Annotated in this window: 31 protein-coding genes and 1 rRNA gene; 12 read left to right on the plus strand and 20 right to left on the minus strand. The window is 68.5% G+C overall.

Annotated features, from left to right (window positions below; genetic code table 11):
• Together ACIO3S_RS00005 and ACIO3S_RS00010 are read right to left on the minus strand one after the other, a co-directional pair.
• Positions 1-224, minus strand: a 16S ribosomal RNA gene (locus ACIO3S_RS00005); the annotation flags it as partial.
• Positions 225-1,171: 947 nt separating this feature from the next.
• Complete coding sequence (locus ACIO3S_RS00010) at positions 1,172-1,540, minus strand: VOC family protein (RefSeq protein ID WP_400458326.1); 369 nt, start codon at positions 1,538-1,540, stop codon at positions 1,172-1,174.
• Between the two features lie 47 nt (positions 1,541-1,587).
• On the opposite strand from ACIO3S_RS00010, the gene ACIO3S_RS00015 reads away from it, so the two are divergent.
• Complete coding sequence (locus tag ACIO3S_RS00015; protein WP_400458328.1) at positions 1,588-2,157, plus strand: TetR-like C-terminal domain-containing protein; 570 nt, start codon at positions 1,588-1,590, stop codon at positions 2,155-2,157.
• 13 nt (positions 2,158-2,170) lie between these two features.
• Here ACIO3S_RS00015 and ACIO3S_RS00020 read toward each other — a convergent pair whose 3' ends face one another.
• Together ACIO3S_RS00020 and ACIO3S_RS00025 are read right to left on the minus strand one after the other, a co-directional pair.
• Positions 2,171-2,566 (minus strand): TIGR03618 family F420-dependent PPOX class oxidoreductase, encoded by a 396-nt coding sequence (locus ACIO3S_RS00020; RefSeq protein ID WP_400458330.1) that lies wholly within the window; start codon positions 2,564-2,566, stop codon positions 2,171-2,173.
• A gap of 21 nt (positions 2,567-2,587) precedes the next feature.
• Complete coding sequence (locus ACIO3S_RS00025; protein ID WP_400458332.1) at positions 2,588-3,178, minus strand: dihydrofolate reductase family protein; 591 nt, start codon at positions 3,176-3,178, stop codon at positions 2,588-2,590.
• A 92-nt stretch (positions 3,179-3,270) separates the two neighbouring features.
• Between ACIO3S_RS00025 and ACIO3S_RS00030 the strand changes: the two genes are divergently transcribed.
• Entirely contained in the window at positions 3,271-3,741 is a 471-nt protein-coding gene (locus ACIO3S_RS00030) for a helix-turn-helix domain-containing protein (protein WP_160026196.1), read from the plus strand.
• Here the strand turns inward: ACIO3S_RS00030 and ACIO3S_RS00035 are convergent.
• Entirely contained in the window at positions 3,730-4,107 is a 378-nt protein-coding gene (locus ACIO3S_RS00035; protein WP_400458334.1) for a winged helix-turn-helix transcriptional regulator, read from the minus strand. The two genes, ACIO3S_RS00030 and ACIO3S_RS00035, sit on opposite strands and share 12 nt — an antisense overlap.
• A gap of 90 nt (positions 4,108-4,197) precedes the next feature.
• Here ACIO3S_RS00035 and ACIO3S_RS00040 point away from each other — a divergent pair, with 90 nt between their 5' ends.
• Positions 4,198-5,040 carry an NAD(P)H-binding protein gene (locus ACIO3S_RS00040; RefSeq protein WP_400458336.1) on the plus strand — a complete coding sequence of 281 codons (843 nt, stop codon included), beginning with the start codon at positions 4,198-4,200 and terminating at the stop codon, positions 5,038-5,040.
• Between the two features lie 2 nt (positions 5,041-5,042).
• On the opposite strand, the gene ACIO3S_RS00045 is transcribed toward ACIO3S_RS00040, so the two are convergent.
• Complete coding sequence (locus tag ACIO3S_RS00045; RefSeq protein ID WP_400458338.1) at positions 5,043-5,537, minus strand: GNAT family N-acetyltransferase; 495 nt, start codon at positions 5,535-5,537, stop codon at positions 5,043-5,045.
• A 122-nt stretch (positions 5,538-5,659) separates the two neighbouring features.
• On the opposite strand from ACIO3S_RS00045, the gene ACIO3S_RS00050 reads away from it, so the two are divergent.
• Positions 5,660-7,243, plus strand: a complete 1,584-nt coding sequence (locus ACIO3S_RS00050) for a flavin monoamine oxidase family protein (RefSeq protein ID WP_400458340.1) — start codon at positions 5,660-5,662, stop codon at positions 7,241-7,243.
• 26 nt (positions 7,244-7,269) lie between these two features.
• Positions 7,270-7,899: a Rid family hydrolase gene (locus ACIO3S_RS00055; RefSeq protein ID WP_400458341.1), complete on the plus strand. Its 630-nt coding sequence runs from the start codon at positions 7,270-7,272 to the stop codon at positions 7,897-7,899.
• 73 nt (positions 7,900-7,972) lie between these two features.
• On the opposite strand, the gene ACIO3S_RS00060 is transcribed toward ACIO3S_RS00055, so the two are convergent.
• Positions 7,973-8,191: a hypothetical protein gene (locus tag ACIO3S_RS00060; RefSeq protein ID WP_141790972.1), complete on the minus strand. Its 219-nt coding sequence runs from the start codon at positions 8,189-8,191 to the stop codon at positions 7,973-7,975.
• Between the two features lie 72 nt (positions 8,192-8,263).
• Positions 8,264-9,676 (minus strand): flavin-containing monooxygenase, encoded by a 1,413-nt coding sequence (locus ACIO3S_RS00065; RefSeq protein ID WP_400458343.1) that lies wholly within the window; start codon positions 9,674-9,676, stop codon positions 8,264-8,266.
• A 133-nt stretch (positions 9,677-9,809) separates the two neighbouring features.
• Between ACIO3S_RS00065 and ACIO3S_RS00070 the strand changes: the two genes are divergently transcribed.
• Both ACIO3S_RS00070 and bfr read left to right on the plus strand, forming a co-directional pair.
• Positions 9,810-10,013 carry a (2Fe-2S)-binding protein gene (locus ACIO3S_RS00070; RefSeq protein WP_160026189.1) on the plus strand — a complete coding sequence of 68 codons (204 nt, stop codon included), beginning with the start codon at positions 9,810-9,812 and terminating at the stop codon, positions 10,011-10,013.
• An 88-nt stretch (positions 10,014-10,101) separates the two neighbouring features.
• Positions 10,102-10,590, plus strand: coding sequence for a bacterioferritin (gene bfr / locus ACIO3S_RS00075; protein WP_400458345.1), 489 nt, complete (start codon positions 10,102-10,104; stop codon positions 10,588-10,590).
• A gap of 23 nt (positions 10,591-10,613) precedes the next feature.
• On the opposite strand, the gene ACIO3S_RS00080 is transcribed toward bfr, so the two are convergent.
• The 4 genes from ACIO3S_RS00080 to ACIO3S_RS00095 all read right to left on the minus strand — a co-directional run bounded on the left by ACIO3S_RS00080 (position 10,614) and on the right by ACIO3S_RS00095 (position 14,408).
• Positions 10,614-11,000 carry a VOC family protein gene (locus ACIO3S_RS00080; protein WP_350837829.1) on the minus strand — a complete coding sequence of 129 codons (387 nt, stop codon included), beginning with the start codon at positions 10,998-11,000 and terminating at the stop codon, positions 10,614-10,616.
• Positions 11,001-11,011: 11 nt separating this feature from the next.
• The gene (locus ACIO3S_RS00085; protein ID WP_400458348.1) at positions 11,012-11,605 is read right to left on the minus strand and encodes a hypothetical protein; all 594 of its coding nucleotides are present in this window, start codon (positions 11,603-11,605) and stop codon (positions 11,012-11,014) included.
• Between the two features lie 134 nt (positions 11,606-11,739).
• Positions 11,740-13,257 carry a glycerol kinase GlpK gene (glpK, locus tag ACIO3S_RS00090; RefSeq protein ID WP_400458349.1) on the minus strand — a complete coding sequence of 506 codons (1,518 nt, stop codon included), beginning with the start codon at positions 13,255-13,257 and terminating at the stop codon, positions 11,740-11,742.
• 32 nt (positions 13,258-13,289) lie between these two features.
• The gene (locus ACIO3S_RS00095; protein WP_400458351.1) at positions 13,290-14,408 is read right to left on the minus strand and encodes a TDT family transporter; all 1,119 of its coding nucleotides are present in this window, start codon (positions 14,406-14,408) and stop codon (positions 13,290-13,292) included.
• Between the two features lie 76 nt (positions 14,409-14,484).
• On the opposite strand from ACIO3S_RS00095, the gene ACIO3S_RS00100 reads away from it, so the two are divergent.
• Entirely contained in the window at positions 14,485-15,372 is an 888-nt protein-coding gene (locus ACIO3S_RS00100) for a LysR family transcriptional regulator (protein WP_400461035.1), read from the plus strand.
• A 49-nt stretch (positions 15,373-15,421) separates the two neighbouring features.
• Here ACIO3S_RS00100 and ACIO3S_RS00105 read toward each other — a convergent pair whose 3' ends face one another.
• The 4 genes from ACIO3S_RS00105 to ACIO3S_RS00120 form a co-directional block, all read right to left on the minus strand.
• On the minus strand, positions 15,422-16,195 hold the full coding sequence (locus ACIO3S_RS00105) for a MerR family transcriptional regulator (protein WP_400458352.1): 774 nt from the start codon (positions 16,193-16,195) through the stop codon (positions 15,422-15,424).
• Between the two features lie 72 nt (positions 16,196-16,267).
• A complete protein-coding gene (locus ACIO3S_RS00110; RefSeq protein WP_350717659.1) occupies positions 16,268-17,032 on the minus strand; it encodes an ABC transporter permease in 765 nt (254 codons plus the stop codon).
• Positions 17,029-17,826, minus strand: coding sequence for an ABC transporter ATP-binding protein (locus ACIO3S_RS00115; RefSeq protein WP_400458354.1), 798 nt, complete (start codon positions 17,824-17,826; stop codon positions 17,029-17,031). Before ACIO3S_RS00115 ends, ACIO3S_RS00110 begins: the two co-directional genes overlap by 4 nt.
• Before the next feature lie 112 nt (positions 17,827-17,938).
• Positions 17,939-18,328 carry a DUF1801 domain-containing protein gene (locus ACIO3S_RS00120; RefSeq protein WP_400458355.1) on the minus strand — a complete coding sequence of 130 codons (390 nt, stop codon included), beginning with the start codon at positions 18,326-18,328 and terminating at the stop codon, positions 17,939-17,941.
• Between the two features lie 104 nt (positions 18,329-18,432).
• On the opposite strand from ACIO3S_RS00120, the gene ACIO3S_RS00125 reads away from it, so the two are divergent.
• Positions 18,433-18,891 carry a MerR family transcriptional regulator gene (locus ACIO3S_RS00125; protein ID WP_350837804.1) on the plus strand — a complete coding sequence of 153 codons (459 nt, stop codon included), beginning with the start codon at positions 18,433-18,435 and terminating at the stop codon, positions 18,889-18,891.
• 32 nt (positions 18,892-18,923) lie between these two features.
• Positions 18,924-19,970 carry an NAD(P)-dependent alcohol dehydrogenase gene (locus tag ACIO3S_RS00130; protein WP_400458357.1) on the plus strand — a complete coding sequence of 349 codons (1,047 nt, stop codon included), beginning with the start codon at positions 18,924-18,926 and terminating at the stop codon, positions 19,968-19,970.
• Positions 19,971-20,045: 75 nt separating this feature from the next.
• Here the strand turns inward: ACIO3S_RS00130 and ACIO3S_RS00135 are convergent, their stop codons facing one another.
• Genes ACIO3S_RS00135 through ACIO3S_RS00145 form a run of 3 tightly spaced genes read right to left on the minus strand, consistent with a single transcriptional unit; the run spans position 20,046 to position 22,136 of the window.
• Positions 20,046-20,834: a pentapeptide repeat-containing protein gene (locus tag ACIO3S_RS00135; protein WP_400458359.1), complete on the minus strand. Its 789-nt coding sequence runs from the start codon at positions 20,832-20,834 to the stop codon at positions 20,046-20,048.
• A gap of 14 nt (positions 20,835-20,848) precedes the next feature.
• Entirely contained in the window at positions 20,849-21,457 is a 609-nt protein-coding gene (locus ACIO3S_RS00140; protein WP_400458360.1) for a helix-turn-helix domain-containing protein, read from the minus strand.
• 7 nt (positions 21,458-21,464) lie between these two features.
• The gene (locus ACIO3S_RS00145; RefSeq protein ID WP_400458362.1) at positions 21,465-22,136 is read right to left on the minus strand and encodes an enoyl-CoA hydratase-related protein; all 672 of its coding nucleotides are present in this window, start codon (positions 22,134-22,136) and stop codon (positions 21,465-21,467) included.
• A 108-nt stretch (positions 22,137-22,244) separates the two neighbouring features.
• On the opposite strand from ACIO3S_RS00145, the gene ACIO3S_RS00150 reads away from it, so the two are divergent.
• Positions 22,245-22,628, plus strand: coding sequence for a pyridoxamine 5'-phosphate oxidase (locus ACIO3S_RS00150; RefSeq protein WP_400458363.1), 384 nt, complete (start codon positions 22,245-22,247; stop codon positions 22,626-22,628).
• 9 nt (positions 22,629-22,637) lie between these two features.
• On the plus strand, positions 22,638-23,549 hold the full coding sequence (locus tag ACIO3S_RS00155; protein ID WP_350837794.1) for an NAD(P)H-binding protein: 912 nt from the start codon (positions 22,638-22,640) through the stop codon (positions 23,547-23,549).
• A 4-nt stretch (positions 23,550-23,553) separates the two neighbouring features.
• On the opposite strand, the gene ACIO3S_RS00160 is transcribed toward ACIO3S_RS00155, so the two are convergent.
• Complete coding sequence (locus ACIO3S_RS00160) at positions 23,554-24,261, minus strand: CPBP family intramembrane glutamic endopeptidase (RefSeq protein WP_400458365.1); 708 nt, start codon at positions 24,259-24,261, stop codon at positions 23,554-23,556.
• Positions 24,262-24,293 lie beyond the last annotated feature (32 nt).

Genomic DNA, 24,293 nt, shown 5'->3' on the forward strand with positions numbered 1-24,293 from the left:
CACATCCCAGGCCGAAAAACTTTCCACAACCAGATCATGCAATCGGTTGTCGTATCCGGTATTAATCACCGTTTCCGGTGGCTATCCCAGAGCCTGGGGCAGATTACTCACGTGTTACTCACCCGTTCGCCGCTCGAGTACCCCGAAGGGCCTTTCCGCTCGACTTGCATGTGTTAAGCACGCCGCCAGCGTTCGTCCTGAGCCAGGATCAAACTCTCCGTTGAAAAACAACACCAAACACCGTGCAAACACCGCGTCTGGAAAAAGAGATGCCCTGACAGGAGACACTGACATACGATCAAAGATCGTGTTTGCCAGAATCAATTGTCAAAGAAACCATCAACCATCATCCCCTTGGGATGTGGTCGACGGGGCATAACAAACTAATTCGTCGACTATGACACACTGTTGAGTTCTCAAGAATCACACGCACACCGGTAGATTTCAGACATCCGTCTCAGCCAGTCCGGCGGCTATTTCATTTTGTTCTGCTTGTTTCTGCTTCGTGCTGAACCTTATCAGGCACTCTTTCGCTTTCGCAATTCGCCGCTCTCGCGTTTCCTTGCCAGCTCCAGAAGCCTTCTTCCGGTCCTGCCCCGCAGACTTTATCAGAGCCACTCTCGCTTTACCAACTCGGCGCTTTCGCGCTTTCCGCTGGATTAGCAGTTGTGTTTCTGCTTTGTCTTTCAGAACTTTAGCGGAGCTATTCTCGCTTTCGCAATTCGGCGCTTTCCGCGCCTTCTTGCTGAAAGTTTGAAGCCTTATCCGCCTCAGTCCTGGAGGACTTTAGTGGCTTTCGCTCTAATCACCAATTCGGGAAACCCGCGGTGTTTATCGCTTCAACCGGTCCCACCCATGGCCGTACTGATCTGGTTGAACCAGACCTTGAGGTTCTTTCGCCGATTCGAAGATCAACATCTAGAACACCCTGGCTCGAGCGATGCTCGAAGAGTGGAGGTGGCCGCTCCGGGGCCGGAAGCCCGCCCGAAGACTCGCGCTTGCTTCCCGCCGCACCCTGGCGACTCGGAGAACACTACACACACCCTGACGCCGTTTCAAATCGCCAGGGCAACTTTTTTCGTGCGATGTTCTGGGCCCCACTCTAGACCCCCGACACAAGGCCCCGTGGGCCGTTTGCTCCACCCGGCACCAGGGGCCTCGTGACCACCGGTCAGGCGGGCGTGAAGAGCTCGACCGGGTTGCCGGCCGGGTCCTCGACCACGGCCTGGGCGCCGCCCCGGCCATCGATGCGGCTGGTGCGTACCCGAGCTCCGGCCTCACTCAGACGACGGAGCTCCTGGTCGACATCGGCCACCTCGAGCTGGATACGGCTCCAGCCACCGGGGCTCGGCACCTTGCCGTCGTCGGCGGCCTGCCCTGCGCCGCCGGCACCAGGGGTGTTCAGCATCAGCCGCAGCCCGTGACCCTCGAGCATCGCGAAGCCGCCGGCTCTCGGACCGACGTCCTCGAACCCGAGCTCGCGGTAGAAGGCGACGGCGGCAGGGATGTCGTCGACGATGTAGCGGAATCCTGGAATCATCTGTCTCTCCTCTCTGCAACACTACTGTTGCATAGTAGGCTCCGCACATGGCTTCTCGTCAAGGGCGTACGGATCCCCGAGTGGTGCGCAGCCGGGAGAGAGTGCTCGAAGCGGCGCTGGCGGAGCTCGCGGAGCGGGGATACGGCGGATTCAGCATCGACGGGGTGGCGACCCGTGCCGGCGTCGCCCGGAGCACGATCTACCGGCTGGGGCACGACCGGCTCAGTCTGGTCGCTGCGGCCATGGAGACGCTCAACGTTCAGCCGCGCCCGGAAGCCGGCGGGCGGGACCCGCGCGCCGATGTGGTCGCGATCGTCGCCCATCTCGCCTCTGCCATGCAGTCGTCACTGATGTCCGACTGCCTCCCCGCCGTGCTCGACGGCGCCGAGCGCGACCCAGGCCTGCGGGAGCTGCACCACCGCTACAGCGCGCAGCGGCGTACGCGGCTGGTCGATGCACTCACCCGGCTGCGGGAGTCGGGGCAGGATGTCGGGGATCCGGAGCGGGCGGCGGAGGCGTTGGCCGGCGCGGTGTTCTATCGGCGGCTGATGACGCCGGTGCCGCTGCGTACGGAGGAGGTCGAGGGACTCGTCGCGACCGTCCTCGGGGAGAACTGAACCGGCGGCCGGCTCAGCCGACGCCGATGTGCTGGTAGTCGAGGTCGATCAGGGCGACGGCACGGTCGCCGTACGCGTCGACATCGCGGGGGTAGGGCGTGCCGGTGTATCGGGTGGCGAGCTCGTCGATGATCTCCCAGCGCGTGTCGTCCTCGACCCAGCCGACGACGCGGCCGCGGAGGATCACCGGCATGAAGTCGTTCTCCTGCGGCGCCAGGGAGAGCGCGATCCGCGGGTCGGTATGGAGATTGCGGTACTTGCGGCCGCGGTTTCCGGTGAGGAAGACGACGTGGTCGCCGTGGGTGCCGATCCAGACCGGGGAGGTGCGCGGGGCGCCGTCGGGTCCGATGGTGGCGACATGGGCCAGGGCGGTCCCCTCGAGGAAGGGGCGTACGTCGGGGTTGATCATCGGTCTTCTCCTTGCTGTGAATCAGCGGATGACGCGGTAGTGGAGGTGGGTGACGCCGGGGGCGGGGACGACGTCGACGATCTCGAGCGAGATGTGATCGGGGAGCTCGTTGAAGAAGCGGCGGCCGGCGCCGAGGAGCACCGGGATCTGGTGGAGGACGATCTCGTCGACGAGGCCGGCCCGCAGTGCTTCGGTCACGACGCCACCGCCCATGAGTCCGACGTCCTTGCCGCCGGCCTGCTCCTTGGCGAGAGCGATCGCGTCCTCGATGGTGGTGGCGAAGGTCTGCCGGGCGTGCGTCGCAGGCGCCGGACGGTGGGAGAGCACGACCAGCGGAGCCGTGGGATGCGGTGCTCCTCCCGTGTCCCAGCCGGAGTCGTCGTAGGTGTTGCGGCCGGCGAGGCTGACCCCGTCGCGTGCGGCCAGGGCGTCGAAGACGCGGGCGCTCGGCTCGGAGAGCTTGAAGCCGTCGTTGACCTGACTGGGGGTGTCACCGTCGAAGTACCAGTCGAAGAGGACCCCACCGTCCCCCAGGCCGCGACCGGGGCCGGGGCCACGTCCGGTGATGAAGCCGTCGACTGAGACCGAGAGTGCTGCGAGGACCTTGCTCATGATCGCTCCCTGAGGTCGGAGTTTCCTGAAGAGACTCTGTGACCGTAACACTCGGAGTTCCTTCAGGGAACCCCAAATGGTAGATTCGGGGCATGCAACGTACGAACTTCGGTGACATGGCCTGCTCGATCGCGCGGACGCTCGATGTGATCGGGGAGCCGTGGTCGCCTCTCGTGTTGCGCGACATCTGGGTCGGCATGAACCGCTTCGACCAGATCCAGGCGGATCTCGGGATCTCGCGGAAGGTGCTCACCGAGCGACTCGGGCATCTGGTCGAGCACGGGGTGCTGGAGAAGCAGGCGTACGACAACCGGCCGCGCTATGAGTACGTGCTGACGGAGAAGGGGCGCGAGCTCGTCGACGTGCTGATGGTGATGGTCGGGTGGGGTGACAAGTGGCTCGCGGGCGAGGCCGGGCCGCCCGTGCTCTACCGGCATCACGCGTGCGGGGAGATCGGGCGGGTCGACCTGCGGTGCTCGCACTGCGGCGAGCCGATGCATGCCGATGACATCGACGTGCTGCCCGGGCCGGGGGCTGCCCCGGAGCCGGCCTCAGCGGGGTAGCGGACCGGTGTAGGCCTGCCGCGCCGTCTCCACGGCCGGCATGTTCGCCTCCGACCAGTTGCCGACGGCGGCGAAGACCGGCTGCAGGCTGCGGCCGAGGTCGGTGATGTCGTACTCCACCCGGGGTGGCACCTCGGCGTGGTAGCGGCGCTCGACGAGGCCGTCGCGCTCGAGCTGGCGTAGGCGCTGGGTCAGCACCTTCGAGGAGATCGTGCCGAGTCGGCGCTCCAGCTCCACGAAGCGCTGGGTCCCGAACTCGTGCAGCGTCCACAGGATCGGGGTGGTCCATCGGCTGAAGATCAGCTCGACCGCCGGGGTGATCGGGCATGCCTCCACGGGCTCGTCAGCGCTCGGTCGCCAGGTCATCTCGCTCCAATACTTACCTTGGGGAACCCACTGTATCGAGGGATCTAACGTCGTCCGAAACCAGATCTCAACTCATGAATGGAGACCTCGATGATCGTCATCACAGGAGCGACGGGGAACGTCGGAGGACCGCTGGTCGAACTGCTGGCCGACGCCGGGCACAGCGTCACGGCAGTCTCGCGCGCGACGTCGGCGGCACTGCCCTCCCGTCCCGGAGTCGTCACCGCGGTGGCCGACCTCTCCGACGTCGCGACCCTGGCGCCCGCCCTCTCGGGTGCCGAGGCGCTGTTCCTGCTGGTCAGCGGCGCCGGCGCTCATGTCGACGGACCGGCACTGATGAAGCACGCCGAGGCGGCAGGCGTACGCCGCGTGGTGCTGTTGTCCTCGCAGGCCGTCGGCACCCGGCCGGGGACGCCGTCGCACGCACCGCTCGCCGAGCTCGAGGAGGCGGTGCGGGGCTCGGCGATGGAGTGGACGATCCTGCGCCCCGGTGGCTTCGCGAGCAACGCGCTCGCGTGGGTGCCGATGATCAAGGAGATGAACGCCGTCCACGCGCCGTACGGAGATGTCGCGCTTCCCGTCGTCGATCCCCTCGACATCGCCGAGGTCGCCGCGGTGGCTCTGACCGAGGACGGTCACTCGGGGCGGATGTACGAGATCACCGGTCCCACCGCGACCACGCCGCGGCAACGGGTCGAGGAGATCGCCGCGGCGACCGGGCGTCCGCTGGAGTTCGTCGAGCTGTCCCCGGAGCAGGCACGCCGCCAGATGTCGGCGTTCATGCCGCCGGAGGTGGTCGAGGGGACGCTCGCCATCCTCGGGCAGCCGACCGCCGACGAGCGGGCGGTCAGCCCGCACGTCGAGGAGGTGCTGGGCAGGCCGGCACGCGGTTTCGGGGAGTGGGCTCGGCGGTTCGCCGCTGCGTACGCCTGAGGTCAGCTACCGCCGGCGGCGCTCAGCTCTTTCAGCGCGGCGCCGTCGATGCGGTGGACCTCCCACTCGTCCTGCGGGACCGACCCGAGGGAGCGGTAGAAGGCGATCGACGGTTCGTTCCACGTCAGCACCCACCACTCGAGGCGGCGCCAGTCGTTCTCGACGCAGATCTCGGCGAGGCGTACGAGGAGAGCCTTGCCGGCGCCGGCGCCGCGGTGGGCCGGGTCGACGAAGAGGTCCTCGAGCCAGATGCCGTTGCGGCCCGTCCAGGTGGAGAAGGTGACGTACCAGACCGCCATGCCGATGATCGTGCCCTCGACCTCAGCGATGAGGCAGCGGGTGGTCGGGGTGCCGGACTCAGGGAAGAGCGCCGCGGTGAAGTCGACCTCCGTGGCCTCGACGGCGTCGGGCTCCTTCTCGTAGACGGCCAGGGCGTGGACGAGGCGGAGGATCTCGGGTACGTCGGCGGGAGCTGCATCGCGGATGGTGACGGTCACGGATCGATCCTAGGACTACTCGCCAGTTCAGGAATGCGCATTCCAGTGAGACGCAATTGCAATCGCGGTGCAACAAAGGCTTCCTACGTTTCGGGGCGTCCCCAACAGATTGGATACCCCACATGACGCAGACTCAGTCACGTCGGAACTTCCTGCGCAATGTCGGCCTCGCCGGTGGCGCGGGAGTCATGTTGCACAGCATGGGTGCTCTCGGGCTCACCTCGGCTCACGCCGCGGAGACCCCCAGCTTCACTCCTCCCAAGCCTTCCGATCTCGCCCGGGCCGGCAGCAAGTCGGTGGTCATCCTCGGCGGCGGGATCGCCGGGCTCACCGCTGCGTACGAGCTGCTCAAGGGTGGCTACAAGGTCACGGTGCTCGAGGGGCGCGAGCGGCCGGGCGGTCGCAACTTCACCGTGCGCGGCGGGACCCGGGTGACCGATCTGAACGGGGTCACGCAGGTGGCCGGGTTCTCCAAGGGTCAGTACATGAACGCGGGGCCGGGGCGGCTGCCGCAGAGCCACATCACGCTGGACTACTGCAAGGAGCTGGGCGTCCCGATCGAGGCGTTCACCAACCAGAACGCCAACGCACTGCTCTACTACCCCGGCGACCACGGCATCGGCGCGGTGCAGATGCGTCACGCCAAGGCGGACACGTACGGCTATGTCTCCGAGCTGCTCGCGAAGGCGACCGACAAGGGTGCCCTGGACGAGGAGCTGACCGCCGCCGACAAGGAGGCGCTGATCGCCTTCCTGAGGAACTTCGGCGACCTCGGCTCCAAGGCGGAGGGGTACGCCTACACCGGCTCCAGCCGCGCGGGCTACACGGTCGAGCCCGGGGCCGGCCAGGAGTCGGGCACCGAGGTCGCACCGAACTCGATGAGTGCCGTCCTCGCCGCCGGGCTGGGTCAGTACTTCTCCTTCGAGTTCGGCTACGACCAGGCGATGATGATGTACCAGCCGGTCGGCGGCATGGACGCGATCCCCCACGCGTTCGCCCAGGCCATCGGGGCACGCAACATCCGCTACGGGGCCGAGGTCATCGAGTGGAACAACACCTCGACCGGCGTCTCCGTGGCCTACAAGGCTCGCGGCAGGACCGAGACCATCAAGGCGGACTTCGCGATCAACTGCATGCCGCCGAACATCGCGGCCAAGGTCCAGCACAACCTCGGCGCCGACATCACCGCGAGCCTGAAGTCCTTCGGGCCGTCGAACGCCGGCAAGATCGGGATCGAGTACGACCGGCGCTGGTGGGAGGAGGACTTCCGGATCTACGGCGGCATCACCAACACCCGCCTCGACCTGCGCAACCTGTGGCACCCGTCGTACGGGTTCAACGGGGACAAGGGCACGATGATCGGCTACTACAACACCGGTAGCGCGGCCGACGCCTACGGTGCGCTCAGCCCCGCCCAGCGGCTCTCGCGAGCGGTGGACATGGGCAAGCAGATCTTCGGGGACGTCTACGGCAAGGGCATCACCGCCTCCTACAGCCAGGACTGGAAGTCGCAGAAGTTCTCCGAGGGAGCCTGGGCCTACTCGACGATGGCCGACACCGATCCGCTCTACACGCGGCTGCTGGACGCCACCGGCAACACGTACTTCGCCGGTGACCACCTCAGCCACTCCGTGGCCTGGCAGCACGGCGCGATCACGGCTGCCCGGGCAGCCGTCGAGAAGCTGCACGCGCGGGTGACGGCATGATGTCGCCGCGTACGAAGGTGGTGGCTGTGGTCGGGTTGACCGCGGCTCTGGTCGCTCCGACGGCGGCGGTCGCCGGGAGCAAGTGGTCGGATTTCCCGCCGCGTGGCGGGGAGACGATCTCGGTGCTGCCCGCGGGACAGGACAACCCGTCGATCGCCAACGGCGTCGCGATCGGGCCGGAGGCCGCGATCTACAAGACCAGCGGACTCGGTCCGTCCCGGCTCAACACCGGGGCGAGCGGCGAGGCGGCCTACATCGACACCGCGGTGTTCCCGGGCGGTGAGCTGCCGCCGGGCGTGACCATCACCGAGGCCCAGGGGATCAACGTGCTGCGCCGGATCGGGGAGAACCTCGAGGCGGCCGGGCTCTCCTACGACGACGTGATCACGATGCGCGTCTTCCTGCAGAACCCCGCGGGCGAGGCGAAGATGGACTTCGCGGGCTGGAACCGGGCCTACCGGCAGTTCTTCGCGAACACGTCGGTCTCGACCGGCGAGGCGATCCCGGTGCCGCTCGGCACAGCTGCGCCGGCGGCTCCGATGGTCGTCAATCCTGCCCGGCCGTCGCGGTTCGCGCTCGAGATCGAGAACCTGCCCGTCGACGGATGGCTCGTCGAGGTCGAGGTCGACGCGGCCTACCCGGTGAAACGGAGGTAGGTCCTTCACAAACGAGATCGCCCTCTCCGAGCAAGGCTCGGGGAGGGCGATTCTCGTGCAGCTCAGACCGTGGTCAGAGCTTGGAAAGCTTGGGGAAGGGGCTGGCGATACGCACCAGTCGGGGACCGAAGTCGACAGTGACTGCGGCCGTTTCTTTGTTGACGACCCGACCCAGGCCGAAGGAGTCGTGGGAAACCAGGTCCCCTGACTCGAACTGCTCAATGACCGGCTCGGGATCTGCCTTGAAAGGACTCGCGGCGAAGTGTCGCCGCCGGGGGGTTGAGGTAGTCATCCCTTCGAGTATGTGGCCTCACACACGAATTAGGGAATGCACAAGATGGTCACAATGACCCATCAGATCGTTTCAGGCCGGCGTGTAGTCGGCCTTGTCGTAGCTGGCGCTGCGGCGGTAATGGGCCGAGATGCTGGGCCAGTTGGTGGTGATGCGGCCGTTCCGCTCGCGATACCAGGAGGTGCATTTGCTCCAGACGCTGTCGGCCAGCTTGTCCTGGATCCGGGCGTCGTAGGCCTCCTCGACCTCCGCCCGCACCTCGAGCGGGCCGGCGTCGGCGACGTGGTCGGCGTACCGGCCGAGGTAGCGGGCCTGTGTCTCCAGGAAGAAGATGATCGAGCCGCCACCGGTGTTGGTGTTGGGGCCATACATGATCAGCAGGTTGGGGAAACCCGGGACGGTCATGCCGTGGTAGGCGTGGGCACCGTCCTTCCAATGAGTGTGCAGGTCGCGGCCTTGGGTGCCGGTGATCGTCATCGGGGCGAGGAAGTCGGTGGCCTTGAAGCCGGTGCCCCAGATGATCACGTCGACCTCGTGGTGCTGCCCGTCGGCGGTCGTCACGCCGGTCGGGGTGATCTCGACGATGTCGTCGGTGATCACGTCCACGTCGGGCTGGGCGAGGGCCGGCAGGTAGTCGTCGGCGAAGAGGATGCGCTTGCAGCCGAACGGATAGTCGGGCCAGACCTTCTCGAAGAGCCCCGGCTTCGCCGCGGTCTGCGCCTTCATGTGGCGCTTGGACCAGGCCCGCATGACCGCACCGAACGGCTTGACGTGGAAGGACGTGGTGAGCCACTCGGCCTGGACCCAGATCTTCGCGCGGTTGAGGAGCTGCGGGATCGGACTGGCGGCGTCGGTGCGCTCGAAGTCCTTGCGCGGGACGATATAGGGCGCCGAGCGCTGGAAGAGGAGCACCTGCGCCGCGTCCTTGCGCACCTCGGGCACGAACTGGATGGCGCTGGCGCCGGTGCCGATCACCGCGACCCGCTTGTCGTGGAGGCTCAGGTCGTGGTTCCACTCGGCGGAGTGGAAGCCCTCTCCCCGGAACGTGTCGGCGCCGGGGATGTTCGGGATCGAGGGCCGGGAGAGCTGGCCGACGGCGGGGACGAACAGGTCGACCGTCTCCGTCTCGCCCGTGCTGAGCTCGAGCTGCCAGGTCTTCGACTCGTCGTCCCAGCGGGCGGCGGTCACCTCGGTGTGGAACCGGATGTGGCGGCGTACGTCGTACTTGTCGACGACCCGGTGGATGTAGTCGAGGATCGCGGGCTGGCGGGAGAACTTGTGGGGCCAGTGCGGGTTGGGCTCGAAGGAGTAGGAGTAGAGGCTGGAAGGTACGTCGCAGGCGGCGCCCGGGTAGGTGTTCTCGCGCCAGACACCGCCGACGTCTCCGGCCTTCTCGAACACGACGATGTCGTCGTGGCCGCGCTTCTTGAGCTCGATCGTGGCGGCCAGGCCGCCGAAGCCGGTGCCGATGACTGCGATGCGCAAGAGATCCTCCGAGGGCGGGAGCGACGGTGTGACCTGGACCATACCGGGAGAATGTGAATGGCCGCGACAGGACCGAAGGTAAGAATTGGGTCGCCCGCTCGTCTTCTTGATTAGGTTCGGCTAACCTAATCGCATGATCGTCTGCCAGTGCCGAGTCGTCACGGACCGTGACGTCGACGCTGCGCTGGCCGACGGGGCGCGCACGGTCAGTGCGATCTGCCGCTCGACGGGAGCCGCTCAGGACTGCGGCTCGTGCATCTTCTCGGTGAAGAAGCTGGTCAGCCAGCATCTCGAGCAGGAGTGCTCGCACCTCGTGGCCGACGGCGCCGCGAGCTGACGTACGCAACCGGTCACAAACTGAGTCTGTCCTCACTCCCGGGGTGCCATGCGAGTATCGGGAAAGATCCCGTTACCGGAGGTAGGTCATGCAGCCAGTCGATCCACGCGTCGTCGAGCTCCTCAACGAGGCGCTCACATTCGAGCTCACGGTCACCAACACGTACTTCCTGCATGCTCGGATGCTCGACAACTGGGGCCTGCCCAAGCTCGGCAAGGTCTTCTACGACCTCTCCATCGACGAGATGCGCGACGCCGACGACCTGATCAACCGGATCCTGATGTTCGACGGCCACCCCAACGTGCAGCGCCTCAACGCCATCCAGGTCGGTGAGACCGCCGAGGAGATGCTCTCCCTGGCCCTGGCGAGCGAGCGCGCCGCGGTCGCGCAGTTCAACGCCGGCGCCAAGGAATGCCACGAGCTCGGCGACCACGGCACCGCGGCCGTCTTCGAGGAGATGGTCCGCGACGAGGAGAAGCACGCCGACTGGTTCGAGGCCCAGCTCGACGCGATCGATCGCGTGGGTCTGCAGGCGTACCTGGCTCAGCACGTCGGTGCGGGCGAGGGACCCGGCTGAGCCGAGCCCCTCGGTCATCCCCCTCAGGCAGGCACCGCGTCGTCGATGCAGAGGATGTTGTCCTCGCTGTCCTTGAACCAGGCGGCATGTCCCGCCTCACCGAGGCCGGCGACGTCACCGTCCCAGGTCATTCCGGGCATGTCGTAGTGCTCGAAGCTGACCCCCTTGGCGCGTAGGGCTTCGGTCTCCTTGCGGACGTCGGCCACGTGGAACTGGGCGATCGTGTGCCCGGCCTTGCCCGCCTGCTCGGTCTCGTAGAGGTGGAAGGACGTCCCGCCGGCTGTCGTGTAGACCAGCCAGCCGTCGCTCTCCTCGCTCGGCTCGAGTCCGAGCTTGTCGGCGTAGAAACGGCGTGCCCGCCCGAGGTCGGCGGCCGGGATGTTCGCCCTCACACTGCTGTCGGTCAACATCGCGGGCCTCCTCAGGCGCTCTCGAACCAGGGGCGGTGGAGGTCGTAGTACGTCGCGCCCTGCATCGCGTAGTCGAGCTCGCGGCGTACGTCCTCCGGGGGCTCGATCTGCTCGCCCTTGCGGGCCTCGGCCTCGCTGGTGAACGCGATCGTCTCGACGAAGCTGCCGTCCGCCTCGATCGCGAGGGTGCCGCCGAGGATCTCGGGGCGCATCTCGTGCAGCTGGGTAGTGTCGGTCGTCATCATCGCCTTGAGTCGGCTCGTGTCGTCGACCCGGCCACGGATGATCTGCACGAACCCGGCGTCGTCGGAGCCGCCGTCGAAGAGCAGCGTGACGTCGTCGCAGTCGTGGAACTCCATCGGCCCGTCCATGACCTCGGCCATCTTCGCGGCCCACTCCCCCTGCTCGGGGCGGCCTGAGTTGGCCATCGCCGCCTCACGGGACTCGAAGCGGACCACCCCGATCAGCTGGCCGTCGTCGGTGAATCCGTAGGTGCCGCCCAGCCACCCGGTCGCGCCCGGCGCCAGATCGCGCCGCCACTCGTCGAGCAACTGGTGGGCCTCGTCCTGCTTGGTGCAGGGGCCCTGAATCATCTGGATGAACATCGCTGCCTCCTCGGTCGTCGTTTGCCAACAGACCGGTCGAGGCAGGTCCTGGGCCCCGGCCGGGCCCACTCGCAACGTACGTCCGAAGGGTCGCCCCGCACATACCCCAAACAGGCGGTTTTGAAACGACGCCGTCAGTCGACGTCGACCCAGTCGAGCGTGCGGTCGACGGCCTTCCGCCAGCCGGCGTACCCGGTCTCGCGCTGCTCCTCGGTCCAAGCGGGCGTCCAGCGCTTGGACTCGTTCCAGTTCTGGCGGAGCTCGTCGGTGTCCTTCCAGAAACCGACGGCGAGCCCGGCGGCGTAGGCGGCACCGAGGGCGGTGGTCTCGGCGACGACCGGACGGCTGACCTCGACGCCGAGGACGTCGGCCTGGATCTGCATGCACAGCTCGTTGGCGGTGATGCCGCCGTCGACCTTGAGGACCTCGAGGCGTACGCCGGAGTCCTTCTCCATCGCTTCGGCGACGTCACGGCTCTGGTAGCAGATCGCCTCCAGGGCCGCGCGGGCGATGTGGCCGCTGTTGTTGAACCGGGACAGGCCGACGATCACGCCGCGGGCGTCCGAGCGCCAGTAGGGGGCGAAGAGACCGGAGAACGCCGGGACGAAGTAGACCCCGCCGTTGTCCTCGACCGTCTTGGCCAGCGCCTCGACCTGCGTGGCGTTGCTGATCACCCCCAGCTGGTCACGCAGCCACTGCACGGCGGAGCCGGTGACGGCGATCGAGCCCTCCAGGGCGTACGTCGGTGGCTGGTCGCCGAACTGGTAGCAGACCGTCGTGAGGAGGCCGTTCTGGGAGCGTACGAGCTCCTGGCCGGTGTTGAGGAGGAGGAAGTTGCCGGTGCCGTAGGTGTTCTTGGCCTCGCCGGCATCCAGACAGACCTGGCCGACCATGGCCGCCTGCTGGTCGCCGAGGATGCCGGTGATCGGGACCTCTCCGCCGAGCGGACCGCTCTCCAGCGTGGTGCCGTAGGCGTTGTGATCGGAGGAGGGCCGGATCTCGGGGAGCATCTGGCGCGGGATGTCGAAGAAGCCGAGGAGCTCGTCGTCCCAGTCGAGGGTCTCGAGGTCCATCAGCATCGTGCGGCTGGCGTTGGTTACGTCGGTGACGTGCACTCCCCCGGCGGGGCCACCGGTCAGGTTCCAGACGATCCAGCTGTCGGTGGTGCCGAAGATGGCATCGCCGTTCTCCGCTGCCTCGCGGACACCGTCGACGTTCTCCAGGATCCACTGGATCTTGCCTCCGGCGAAGTACGTCGCGGGCGGGAGCCCTGCCTTGCGGCGGATGATGTCGCCACGCTCGTCCTTGTCGAGGGCGGAGGCGATCCGGTCGGTGCGGGTGTCCTGCCAGACGATCGCGTTGTAGTAGGGCCGTCCGGTCCTCTTGTTCCACACCACGGTGGTCTCGCGCTGGTTGGTGACGCCGAGCGCGGCGATGTCCTTGTCCGTCAGGCCCTTGCTCCCGAGCGCGATCTGGATCACCGCCCTGGTGCGCTCCCAGATCTCCACCGGGTTGTGCTCGACCCAGCCGGCCTTCGGCAGGATCTGCTGATGCTCCAGCTGGTGGCGGGCCACCTCCTTGCCACCGTGGTCGAAGATCATGCAGCGGGTGCTCGTGGTGCCTTGGTCGATGGCTGCGACGTAGTCGGGCATGTCGTCGGTCCTCTCTGCGTCGGGAGATCTTCCTATCCTGTCACCCTCCTGCTCCGCGGCCCTGAAAACGCGAGCTCGACACCGGGGAGGCGCAGGTCGCGTTCCGGCGCCGGTGGCGTCACACGGGTGAACAGGCGAACCGTCGCGTACGCAGCGGCGAGCCAGCCCACCAGCAGCCCGAGCGTCGCGAGTCCGGCGCCGACTTCGAAGAGGGCCAGGCCGGTTGCGGAGGCGAGGGCGCTGCTGCCCGTCGCGACGGTTCCGATCGGGAACGTGAACGACCACCAGGTCGGCGCCAGGGGGAGACCGTCGCGGGCCTGCCGCACCGTCAGGGCGAGCGCCAGGACGGTCCACAGCACCGTGAAGCCCCAGACCGGGACGCCGTAGCAGACCGCGAGCATGCTGAGCGCGTGGCCGTAGTCGGGCACCACGGCGGGCGCGAGGTCGCCGAGATGGTGAACCGCGGTGGTCGACTGCCCGAGGAAGCCCAGCACGATCCAGACGGTGGGCAGTGTCGCGGGGGCGAGGGCACCGTGGCGGACGAGTCGCTGCCAGAGCTGGTTGAGCACGAGGAACCCGGCGACGACGGTGAGGCCGAAGAAGGCGTAGCAGACCATGAGGAGGGTCTCGCGGGCCTGGCCGGCCGCGACGTGCGGCACCAGGGCAGCGCCGGTCGTCGCCGACACCATCGGCGGTACGACCGGCATCAGCCAGCCTCCCGTGGAGCTGTCGTCGCCGACCTGGTGGTGGGTGATCGCCCGGTAGGGCACGGCGACCGCGGTCCACAGACCGAGGCCCGTGCCCACGCTCCACAGCACCGCACCCAGCCCCAACGCGACCGAAGCGCCGAGGACGTCCCTGCCGACCCCGACCGCGCCCGCGCCGACCGTCATGAGCGCCATGGCCGGGGCTCCGTAGAAGTGCGACATCACCGGATCGTCGTAGTGGCGGCGAAGCAGCGCGGGATCCCGGCGGAGGCTGACGAGCATCACCGCCACCGTGGCCGTCAGCAGCAGACTCGCCGCCACCCAGAACGCCAGCGCGACCGGCGTCGCTCCCGGCACCTGGAAGGGAAGGCCCGGAAGCACGACGGCGACGATGCCGGTCCCCATGGTGGCGGCGTACCAGTTCGGACCGTACGGAAGGCTCATGCCTCCATGCTCGGCGCCCGCGGCGGGCGCCGGTAGCACCCGGTTCGCTGTGGACTCACAAGGATATTCTGTGACCATGCTGCCCGATCTGCCGTCGCTCCGGCTGCTCACCGACGTCGCCCGGCTGGGCAGCATCGGCGCCGCGGGCCGCGCGGCGGGGATCTCGCAGCAGTCGGCCTCGGAGCGGCTGCGGGCGATGGAGACCCAGGTCGGTCTGGTCCTGGTGCAGCGCGCCCACCGCGGATCGGAGCTGACCCAGGCGGGCAAGCTGCTGGTCGAGTGGAGCGGTGACCTGCTCGAACGCGCCGACGAGATCGAGAACGCCCTGGAGACGCTGCGCCGCGGTCGCTCCGACGAGCTGCACGTGCACGCCTCGATGACGACCGCCGAATACCTGCTCCCCCGCTGGCTCGTACGTCTGAGGCAGCAGCGGCGGGTGGCGGTGAGCCTGCGCGCCGCCAACTCCGAGGACGTCGTGGCCGCCGTACGCCACGGGGAGGCGGACCTGGGCTTCGTCGAGGGCCCGGTCGACACCGAGGGGCTCGCAACCACGGGAGTCGGGTTCGACGAGCTCGTGCTGGTCGCAGCGCCCGACGACCGCTGGGCCCGCCGTCGGTCCGGGATCAGCGCGAGCGAGCTCGCTACCCGGCCGCTGACCTCGCGCGAGCGTGGGTCCGGCACGCGCGCCGTCGTGGAGTCTGCGCTCGCCGCCATCGGCGCGCGGCTGGCGGACCCGGAGGTGGAGTTCGCGACGAACGCCGCCATCCTCGCCGCGGTACGCGCCGGCGGGTCACCGGCGTTCGTGTCGAGCCGAGCGTCTCAGGCCGACCTCGATCTCGGAACGCTCGTCAGCGTGCCGGTGGCGGAGCTGGACCTGTCCCGGGAGTTCCGGGCCGTGTGGGTCGGCGGGGCGCGGCCGCCCGCCGGGCTCGTGCGCGACCTCCTCGGGATCGCCCGCTCCTGAGCCCGAGCCGGCCCGCCGCAGGCGGAGCGGCCGAAGCGGCGTACGTCGTCTACTTGTTGATGCGCTCGAGCTTGGTCCAGCCGGTGTAACCGCGCTTCTCGACCAGACGCATGAGGTCGCGGGCGACGGGGACCTGCTCGACGAACATGGCGTCGAGCAGGGCGGCGAGCTCGTCGGGCATGGCCTGGTCGCCGTCGACGTAGGCGACCCAGTCCTCGTCGGATACCGCGTCCATCTGGGCGACGATCTGGTCGGCGATGGTCTCCAGACGGGGGTCGCCCGGCTCCCAGTCGAGCATGGCCTCCATCTCGCGATAGGTCTCCACGACGGAGGGGTCGTCGAGCTGGCCGACCTTGTTGCGGATGAAGGCCTCCATGCTCTGCGGCTGCTGCGCGGCGACGAGGATCCAGGCGTCGCGTTCGCCCTCGATCATCCGCTCCGGGATGCCGAGCTCCCGCATCCGTTCCAGGTAGGCGACCGCCTCGGGCGGGAGGGCCAGCCCGTCTCCGTGGACGAGCCGGGCGATCCGCTCGCGGTGGCCCTGGCGCTCTCGGATCTCGAGACGCAGGCGCTTGTCGATCTCGGCGACCGCCTTCTTGAAATCGTCGTCGCCGGCGTCCAGCAGCTCCTTGACACGGGAGAGCGGGACGCCGGCGTCGGCGAGGATGCGGATCTTGATCAGGTCGACCACAGCAGCGGCGTCGTAGCGCCGGTATCCCGAGTGGTCGCGCTCGGGCTCCACCAGCAACCCCTTGGCGTGGTAGTGACGCACGGCCCGAACGGTGACCCCGGCGTAGGACGCCAGCTGGCTGATCGTGAGCATCCCCGAATGGTGCCCTCGACCAGCCGTCGCTGTCTTATGAATTTGTCGGATCGCTCGGATCGTTCGGATCGGTCAGGCGAACTTGCGGCGGTAGGCGCTGGTGGCCAGGACGTACGCGACGACCAGGAGGCCGACGCACCAGGCCAGTGCGATCCAGAGCTCGTTGCCCAGCTCCTGACCGGAGAAGATCGCCCGGATGGAGTCGACGATCGAGGTGACCGGCTGGTGCTCGGCGAAGGCTCGCACCGGGCCGGGCATGGTGTCGGTCGGCACGAACGCCGAGCTGAGGAAGGGCAGGAAGATCAGCGGGTAGGAGAACGCGCTGGCTCCCTCGACCGTGCCGGCGGTCAGGCCCGGGATCACCGCGAGCCAGGTCAGCGCGAGGGTGAACAGGGCCAGGATGCCGACGACCGCGAGCCAGTCGAGCACGCTCGCGCCGGTGCGGAAGCCCATCAGCAGGGCGACCAGCACCACCACGACCAGCGAGATCATGTTGGCGACCACCGAGGTCAGCACGTGACCCCACAGCACCGCGGATCGGGCGATCGGCATCGACTGGAACCGGTCGAACATGCCGCCGTTCTTGTCCTGGAACAGACGGTAGGCGGTGTAGGCGATGCCGGAGGCGATGGTGATCAACAGGATGCCGGGTAGCTGATAGCTGACGTAGCTCTCGTGCGAGCCGGTGTCGATCGCGCCGCCGAAGACGTACACGAACATGAGCATCATCGCGACCGGTGTGATCGCGGTGGTGACGATGGTGTCGGGGCTGCGGCCGATGTGTCGCAGGGAGCGGCCGAGCAGGACGGCGGTGTCGCCGAAGAATCGGGTGGTCATCGTGACTCCTTCACGTTGTTCGTGCTGGCGGACGTGCCGTTGGACTTGCTGGTGATGGCGAGGAAGATCTCCTCGAGGGTGGGCTGCTTCTCGACGTACTCCTGCTTGGCCGGCGGGAACATCGCCTTGAGCTCGGCGAGGGTTCCGTTGGCGATGATGCGGCCCTCGTGGAGGATCGCGATCCGGTCGGCGAGCTGCTCGGCCTCTTCGAGGTACTGCGTGGTGAGCAGGACCGTCGTGCCGCTCTCGGCGAGCTCCTTGACCGCCTGCCACACCTCGATCCGGGCCTCCGGGTCGAGACCGGTGGTCGGCTCGTCGAGGAAGATCACCGGCGGGTTGCCGATCAGGCTCATCGCGATGTCGATCCGGCGACGCATGCCACCGGAGTACGTCGCGACCTTGCGGTTGCCGGCCTCGGTGAGCGAGAACCGCGCGAGTAGCTCGTCGGCGACCGCGCCCGGGTTCTTCTCGCGGAGCAGCTTGGCGATCAGGATGAGGTTCTCGCGACCGGTCAGGATCTCGTCGACGGCCGCGAACTGGCCGGTGAGGCTGATGGACCTACGTACGTCGTTGGCCTGGGTCGCCACGTCGAAGCCGTTGACCGTCGCCTGGCCACCGTCCGCCTTGAGCAGCGTGGTCAGGATCTTCACGGTCGTGGTCTTGCCGGCGCCGTTGGAGCCGAGGAGGGCGAAGATGCTCCCCTGCTCGACGCTCATGTCGACGCCCTGGAGGACGTGTACGTCGCCGTAGGACTTGGTCAGTCCGGCGATCTGGATTGCTGGTGTCGGGTTCATGTCGAATAGCGTCGAGGGTTGACGCTGGGTCAAGGTCAAGCGGAAGTTTCGAACTTTTTCCGCTGGGCCTGATCGGACCCGACAGGAACGCGAAATGCGCTGGTCGCGGGGGTCAGCCCTTCTGCAGGCGGCGCCAGCCGCCGGCCCGGTTGTTGGCGACGATGGCGCGCAGCAGCTCGGTCAGCGCCGGACGGTCGATCGGGTCGTCCCGGTAGACCTGGATGGCTCGCCCGGTGGCGTTGCCGTGGCCCTGGTTGATGATCCCCGCCGGATCGGGGACGGTCGGGTCGTAGAGGAACAGGTTGACGTGGTCCTTGGTGGCGAGCAGCGCGCACACGTTGCCCTGCAGCACGAAGTAGGGCTGGACCGTCCGCTTGATCGTCTCCTCGATCTCCGGGTCGGCGTCGTGGATGATCTCGCGCAGATCGCGGCAGATGTCGCGCTGCCACTCCGGCAGACCGTCGAGGTAGCTGTCGACGCCGGCATGGGTGCGGATGGCCATGATCGCAATGTACGCCCGGCTCTCGGCCGCCCGGCAAGCCAAATACACAAGTCGATAAATCATCCCTTTGACTTCAAGTACTTGAAGTTCTTAGCGTCCTTGGTGTGACTGCATCAACGACTCGGACGTACACGATCCGAGAGGTGGCGACGCTGACCGGACTGCCGGCCAGCACCTTGCGCTACTACGAGACGATCGGGCTGATCTCGCCGGTCAGCCGCGGCGCCAGCAGCGGCCACCGGGTCTATGACGAGACCGACCTGGACCAGCTGACCGGCGTCGCCTGCCTGGCCGCGATCGGCCTCTCGATCGACGACATGAGGACGTACGTCACCAACAGCCGCCTCGGTCGCGACGGTGCCGCCGAGCAGATCGACATGCTCACCGAGCACGCCGCTCACCTCGCCCGCGAGGCCGAGAACCTCGAGCTGCGTCGGACGTACGTCGGCCTCAAGACCGACTACTGGCGAGCCGTCGCGGCCGGCGACGAGGCGCGCGCCGAGGAGATCGGCGCGCAGGCACACACGCTGGCCGACCAGATCCGCGGCCGCGAGAACCACTGATCCACACCCATCTCAGACTCAGGAGAACCTCCATGCGCGTCAACGCGTACGCAGCACCTTCCGCCGGCGAGCCGCTGGCCCCGACCACCATCGAGCGCCGTGAGGTGGGCGCCAACGACGTCCTCATCGCGATCGAGTTCGCCGGCATCTGCCACTCCGACATCCACACCGTCAACGGTGACTGGGGCCCGCAGCCGTTCCCGGTCGTCCCGGGTCACGAGATCGTCGGTCGCGTCACCGAGGTCGGCTCGTCGGTCACCAACCACCAGGTCGGCGACCGCGTCGGCGTCGGCTGCTTCGTGAACTCGTGCCGCGAGTGCGACAACTGCCGCAACGGCGACGAGCAGCACTGCTCGACCCCGGGCGGCGGCGTCGGGACGTACGCCGCGAAGGACCGCGACGGTTCGTTCACCCAGGGCGGCTACTCGACCCACGTCGTCGTCGACGCCCACTTCGCGCTCAAGGTGCCCGAGGGCATGGACGCGGCAGCCGCGACGCCGCTGCTGTGCGCCGGCATCACCACGTACGCGCCGCTGAAGAAGTGGGGCGCCGGCCCCGGCAAGAAGGTCGCGATCGTCGGCCTCGGCGGCCTCGGCCACATGGGTGTCCAGCTCGCCCACGCGATGGGCGCCGAGGTCACCGTGCTCTCGCAGTCGCTGAAGAAGCAGGAGGACGGGCTGCGGCTCGGCGCGGACCACTACTACGCCACCTCCGACCCGGCGACCTTCGAGCAGCTGGCCAGCTCGTTCGACCTGATCGTGAACACCGTCAGCGCGAAGATCGACCTCGACGCCTACCTCGGCCTCCTCGCCGTGGACGGCACGATGGTCAACGTCGGCGCACCCGCGGAGCCGCTGAGCGTCAACGTGTTCTCGCTGATCACCAACCGGCGCAACTTCGCCGGCTCGATGATCGGCGGCATCGCGCTGACCCAGGAGATGCTCGACTTCTGCGCCGAGCACGGCATCGGCTCCGAGATCGAGGTGATCTCGGCAGACCAGATCAACGAGGCGTACGCCCGGGTCCTGGCCTCCGACGTGCGCTACCGCTTCGTGATCGACACGGCCACGCTGGCCTGATCCGTCACGACCACGCGAGAGCGGCAGCCGGATCCAGGTCCGGCTGCCGCTCTCGCCCGTTTTCCAGGGTGCCGTCTATCTCCAGTGCGCCGGGCGGGCGAGGCCGTCCGGCAGGCGCGTGCTCGCGTCTCCACGCATGGCGTTGACCTGCGCCTGGCCGAGGAAGAGCGCTCGGGACAGGTCCGCACCGGCGACCGCGGCATCGCGGAGGTCGGCGCCGAGCAGGTCGGCATCGGCCAGGTCCACGCGGCTCAGGTCGGCGGAGATCAGGAGAGCGCTCCGGAGGTCGGCGCGCCGCAGGTCTCGCCGGCGGAGGTCCCGGCCGACGAGATCGGCGCCGCTCAGCGCAGGGCCGGCGGGGCGGCGTACCTCCGCACTCACCTGCCGGAGCGCAGTCCCGACGACCGTGCGGAGCGCAGGGATGTCGGTGGCGAGGACCTGCTCGGCAGCGCCGCCCGCCGCCGCGGACACCAGCTCGGTCGCCCCGGAGAGGTCGGTCGCGGTGCCGCGCCATGCCGCCTCCTCGAGCAGGGCCAGCATCTCGTGGAGCTGCCGCATCACGTCGAAGACGTCGAACATGCTCTGCCGAAGGTCTGGCTCCGTACGCCAGTCGGCGCCGCCGAAGGTCACCTGGGTGACCTGCTGACCGGCGCCGGAGCACTCGAAGACCGTGCACCCGGTGTACCCGCGGTCGCGCAGCCGGTCGTGGATCCCGCACCCGAAGTCGGGGCCGAGGTGGCGGCACGGATCGCCGGCCGCCTTGTCCTCGGGGAAGTCCGCCGAGCGGGTGAAGGACAGCGCGACGCAGCACAGGCCGGCGCATCGTGAGCAGTCCGAGCGGTACGCGGAGTCGGGGCGAGTCACCTCCCCATCCTCCCTCAGCGCCGGTCCGGCGGTGACGCGGCCGCGATGCCACGGACCGCGTGCTCGAGGGCGTGCCGAGCAAGCGGGTCGGTGATGCGGTCGGCGTTCAGCAGCAGTGCCCCGGGCAGGGTGACGACGCAGTGGCGCACACTCGTGACGGCCGCACGGTCGTGCCGCTCCCACAGCGCGGAGGCGAGCTCGACGAGGAGCGCACCGAGCTCCTTCTGGAGGCCGAGCAGCTGCGTACGTCCCTCCTCGTCGAGCTCCGAGGTCAGCAGATCGTCCGCGGTCACGGCCAGCAGGAGCCGGGCGCCGTCCTCGTCGTCCGTCGCGTACGCCGCGGGGGCGAGCGCTGCCGCGACCAGCGCCTCGGTCGCATCGCCCTCCCGCCTCGCCTCCGTGACTCGGTCGCGCTGGAACGTGAGGAAGCGGCCGGCCTCCTCGGCCCAGACCCGCGCCAGGAGGCCGTCGCGCGACCCGAACGCGTGGTAGACCGCTCCGTTGGACGCACCCGACGCCGCGCTCAGCGCTCGGATCGTCAGGCCGTCGACGCCTCGCCCGATCCAGAGATCCCGGGCATGCGCGAGAAGGTCGGCGAGGTCGTACTGCCGTGGACGCCCCATGCCGGGATCAGGCAGGGTCGTCGTTGCCGGCGCCGAGCGCCGTGACGACATCCGCGAACATCCGGGCCTTGATCGTGCCGAGGGTGGCGCGGTCCTTGCCCGCAAGATCGCGTACGAAGCCGGCGGCCGCCTCGAACAGCTTCTCCGACGAGGCGGTGGCATCGACGATGCCCACCGCCGTGGCGTCAGCTCCGCCGTAGCGGCGCCCGGTCGCCATCGCGTCGAGCGCGGTGCGCGGGGTCAGCTTGCTGGTGACGAGGGCATTCATCCCCACGGTGAAGGGGATGTGGATGTCGACCTCGGGGAAGCAGAAGTAGCCGCGGTCCTCACGCATCACGCGGTAGTCATGGGCCATCGCCAGCATGGCACCCGCGCCGAACGCGTGTCCGTTGACCGCGGCGACCGTCGGGACCGGCAACGTGAGGATGCGCGCGAAGAGGTCCTGGACCCGGGCGACGTACGCGTCGTGCTGGTCGAAGTTCTGCCCCAGCCACTCCAGGTCGAGCCCGTTCGAGTAGAACTTGCCGCCGCCGATCGTGACCAGCACCGCCGGCTCGGTCGCCGACTCGATCTGGTCGAGCGCCGAGCCGACCGCCTCGAGCCAGTCGGGCGAGAAGCGGTTCTCGTCCTCCCCGAGGTCGAGTGTCCATACCGGTCCGTCGCTGGAGATGGTGACCACGATGCTGCTCCTTCGTTCGAGACCCGTACGTCGTGCCGCCGGGTTCTGGCTGCTCCGACAGTAACAGAGCAGCGCTCTGAAATCCCCCTCGGGACTAAGGTGAGAGACATGAGCATCCCGGTCGCGCTGCCCGATCTCGCCTCGACCCTCGAGCGGTTCGGCAGCGGCTTCCTGCTGACCACCGCGGGCGAGCGGATCAAGGTCGTGGTCGTCGACCCGGTCGTCGAGGGCTCGACGCTGCGGATCTCGGATCCCGGCGGCGGCACCCGTGCCAACCTGGCCGCGAACCCGGTCCTGACCCTGACGTACGCCCCGCTCACGCCGCGCGACCATGCGCTGATCGTCGACGGCACCGGCCGTGTCGAGGGATCCGACGTCCTCGTGACGCCGACCGGCGCCGTGCTGCACCGGCCGGCATCGCACGCCTCTGGACCCGTGCCCGAGGGCGGCTGCGGACAGGATTGCCGACCGGTCGACCCCTCGCGTCCGTAGGCTCAACCCATGGAGACCTCGCCCACCGTGCTCGTCACCGGCGCGACCGGCTTCATCGGTCAGCGGCTGGTCGCGGAGCTGACCCGACGCGGCACCACGGTGCATGCGATGACCCGGCGCCCGGACGACTACGACGGCCCCGGCGTACCGGTGGGGGCCGACGTCAACGACCCCGCCACCCTGACGACCGCGCTCGACGGTGTCGATGTGGCGGTCTATCTGGTGCACTCGCTCGACCACGACGACTTCGAGGAGCGCGACGCCCGGGCCGCACGGTCCTTCGGGGCGGCCGCAAAGCGGGCCGGGGTGCGCCAGATCGTCTACCTCGGCGGCCTCGGCGACGATGACGGGGACCTCTCTCCCCATCTGCGCTCTCGCCGCGAGGTCGAAGCCCTGCTCGGCGAGGCCGGCGTCCCGGTCACGGTGCTGCGGGCCGCGATCGTCGTCGGGCACGGCGGCGTCTCCTGGGAGCTCACCCGGCAGCTGGTCAAGAACCTTCCCGCCATGGTCGTGCCGAGGTGGACCGCCACCCGGACCCAGCCGATCGCCGTCGACGACGTGATCCGCTACCTCGCGGGTGTCATCGACAACGAGGACGCGGTCGGCGAGATCTTCGAGATCGGAGGTCCCGAGGCGATGACCTACGTCGACATGCTGACCGTCGCCTCCGAGGTGGCCACCGGCCGAACGACCCCCATCGTCCCGGTGCCGGTGCTGACGCCTCGACTGTCGTCGTACTGGCTGGCGCTGGTCACCGACATCGACCTGACCACCGGGCGCAACCTGATCGACTCGATGAGCACCGAGGTGGTCGCGCGGGACCGGCGCATCCTCGAGGTCGTACCCGGCGAGCCGTTGCCCTATCGCGAGGCCGTGCGACGTGCCTTGGCCGAGCGGCTGGCCGAGGGCAAGGGCGTCTGAGTTCTCAGCCGAAGAGCAGCGGCAGCGCCAGCAGCATCGACAGCGACCACGCGCAGTGGGTGAGGATCGGCGCGAGTACGCCGCCGGATGCACGCCGTTCGAGCCCGACCACGACCCCGAGCAGGATCGCGGCGAAGGCCAGCATCACGTTGCCGGTCGCGAGCGTCGCGATCACGTAGGCCACCGACGTCCAGGCGACCGGATGGCGAGGTAGGGCGGCGTAGACCGCGCCGCGGAAGAACAGCTCCTCGGCCACCCCGTTGACGGCCGTCACCACGACCAGGATCGGGAGAGAGCCCTGGTCGGCGAAGTCGAGCACCGAGCGGACCTGCCGGTCCAGCCACGGGATCTCGCGCACGACCAGGCCGCCGATCACGAAGACCCCGGCCAGACCGAGGCCGAGCAGGATCGGCGGCAGCACCGGGCGTACGAACCGGCGCTCTTTCTGCCCCCGCCGGCGCCACGCGTCGATCCGGCCGAGATGGAGCGGCCCCGACGCGAAGGCACCGACGGCCCACACCCCGGCGAGAGCGAAGGTCGCCGGGTAGAACCAGACGCTGCCCGGCTCGATCCGCAGCGAGATCCCGAGCACGACGGCGCCGAGCAGGACGAAGCCGACCGTGACCAGCTGGCGGCGACGTAGCGCGGCGTCACCCTGCCGGTGATCGCGCGGGACGACGTCCCACAAGGACCTGCGCACCCAGCGGCGCACGGCACTCCCCTCGCTCCGGTGACGGCTGCGTT

The organism is Nocardioides sp. NPDC087217 (assembly GCF_044744805.1).
GTDB lineage: Bacteria > Actinomycetota > Actinomycetes > Propionibacteriales > Nocardioidaceae > Nocardioides.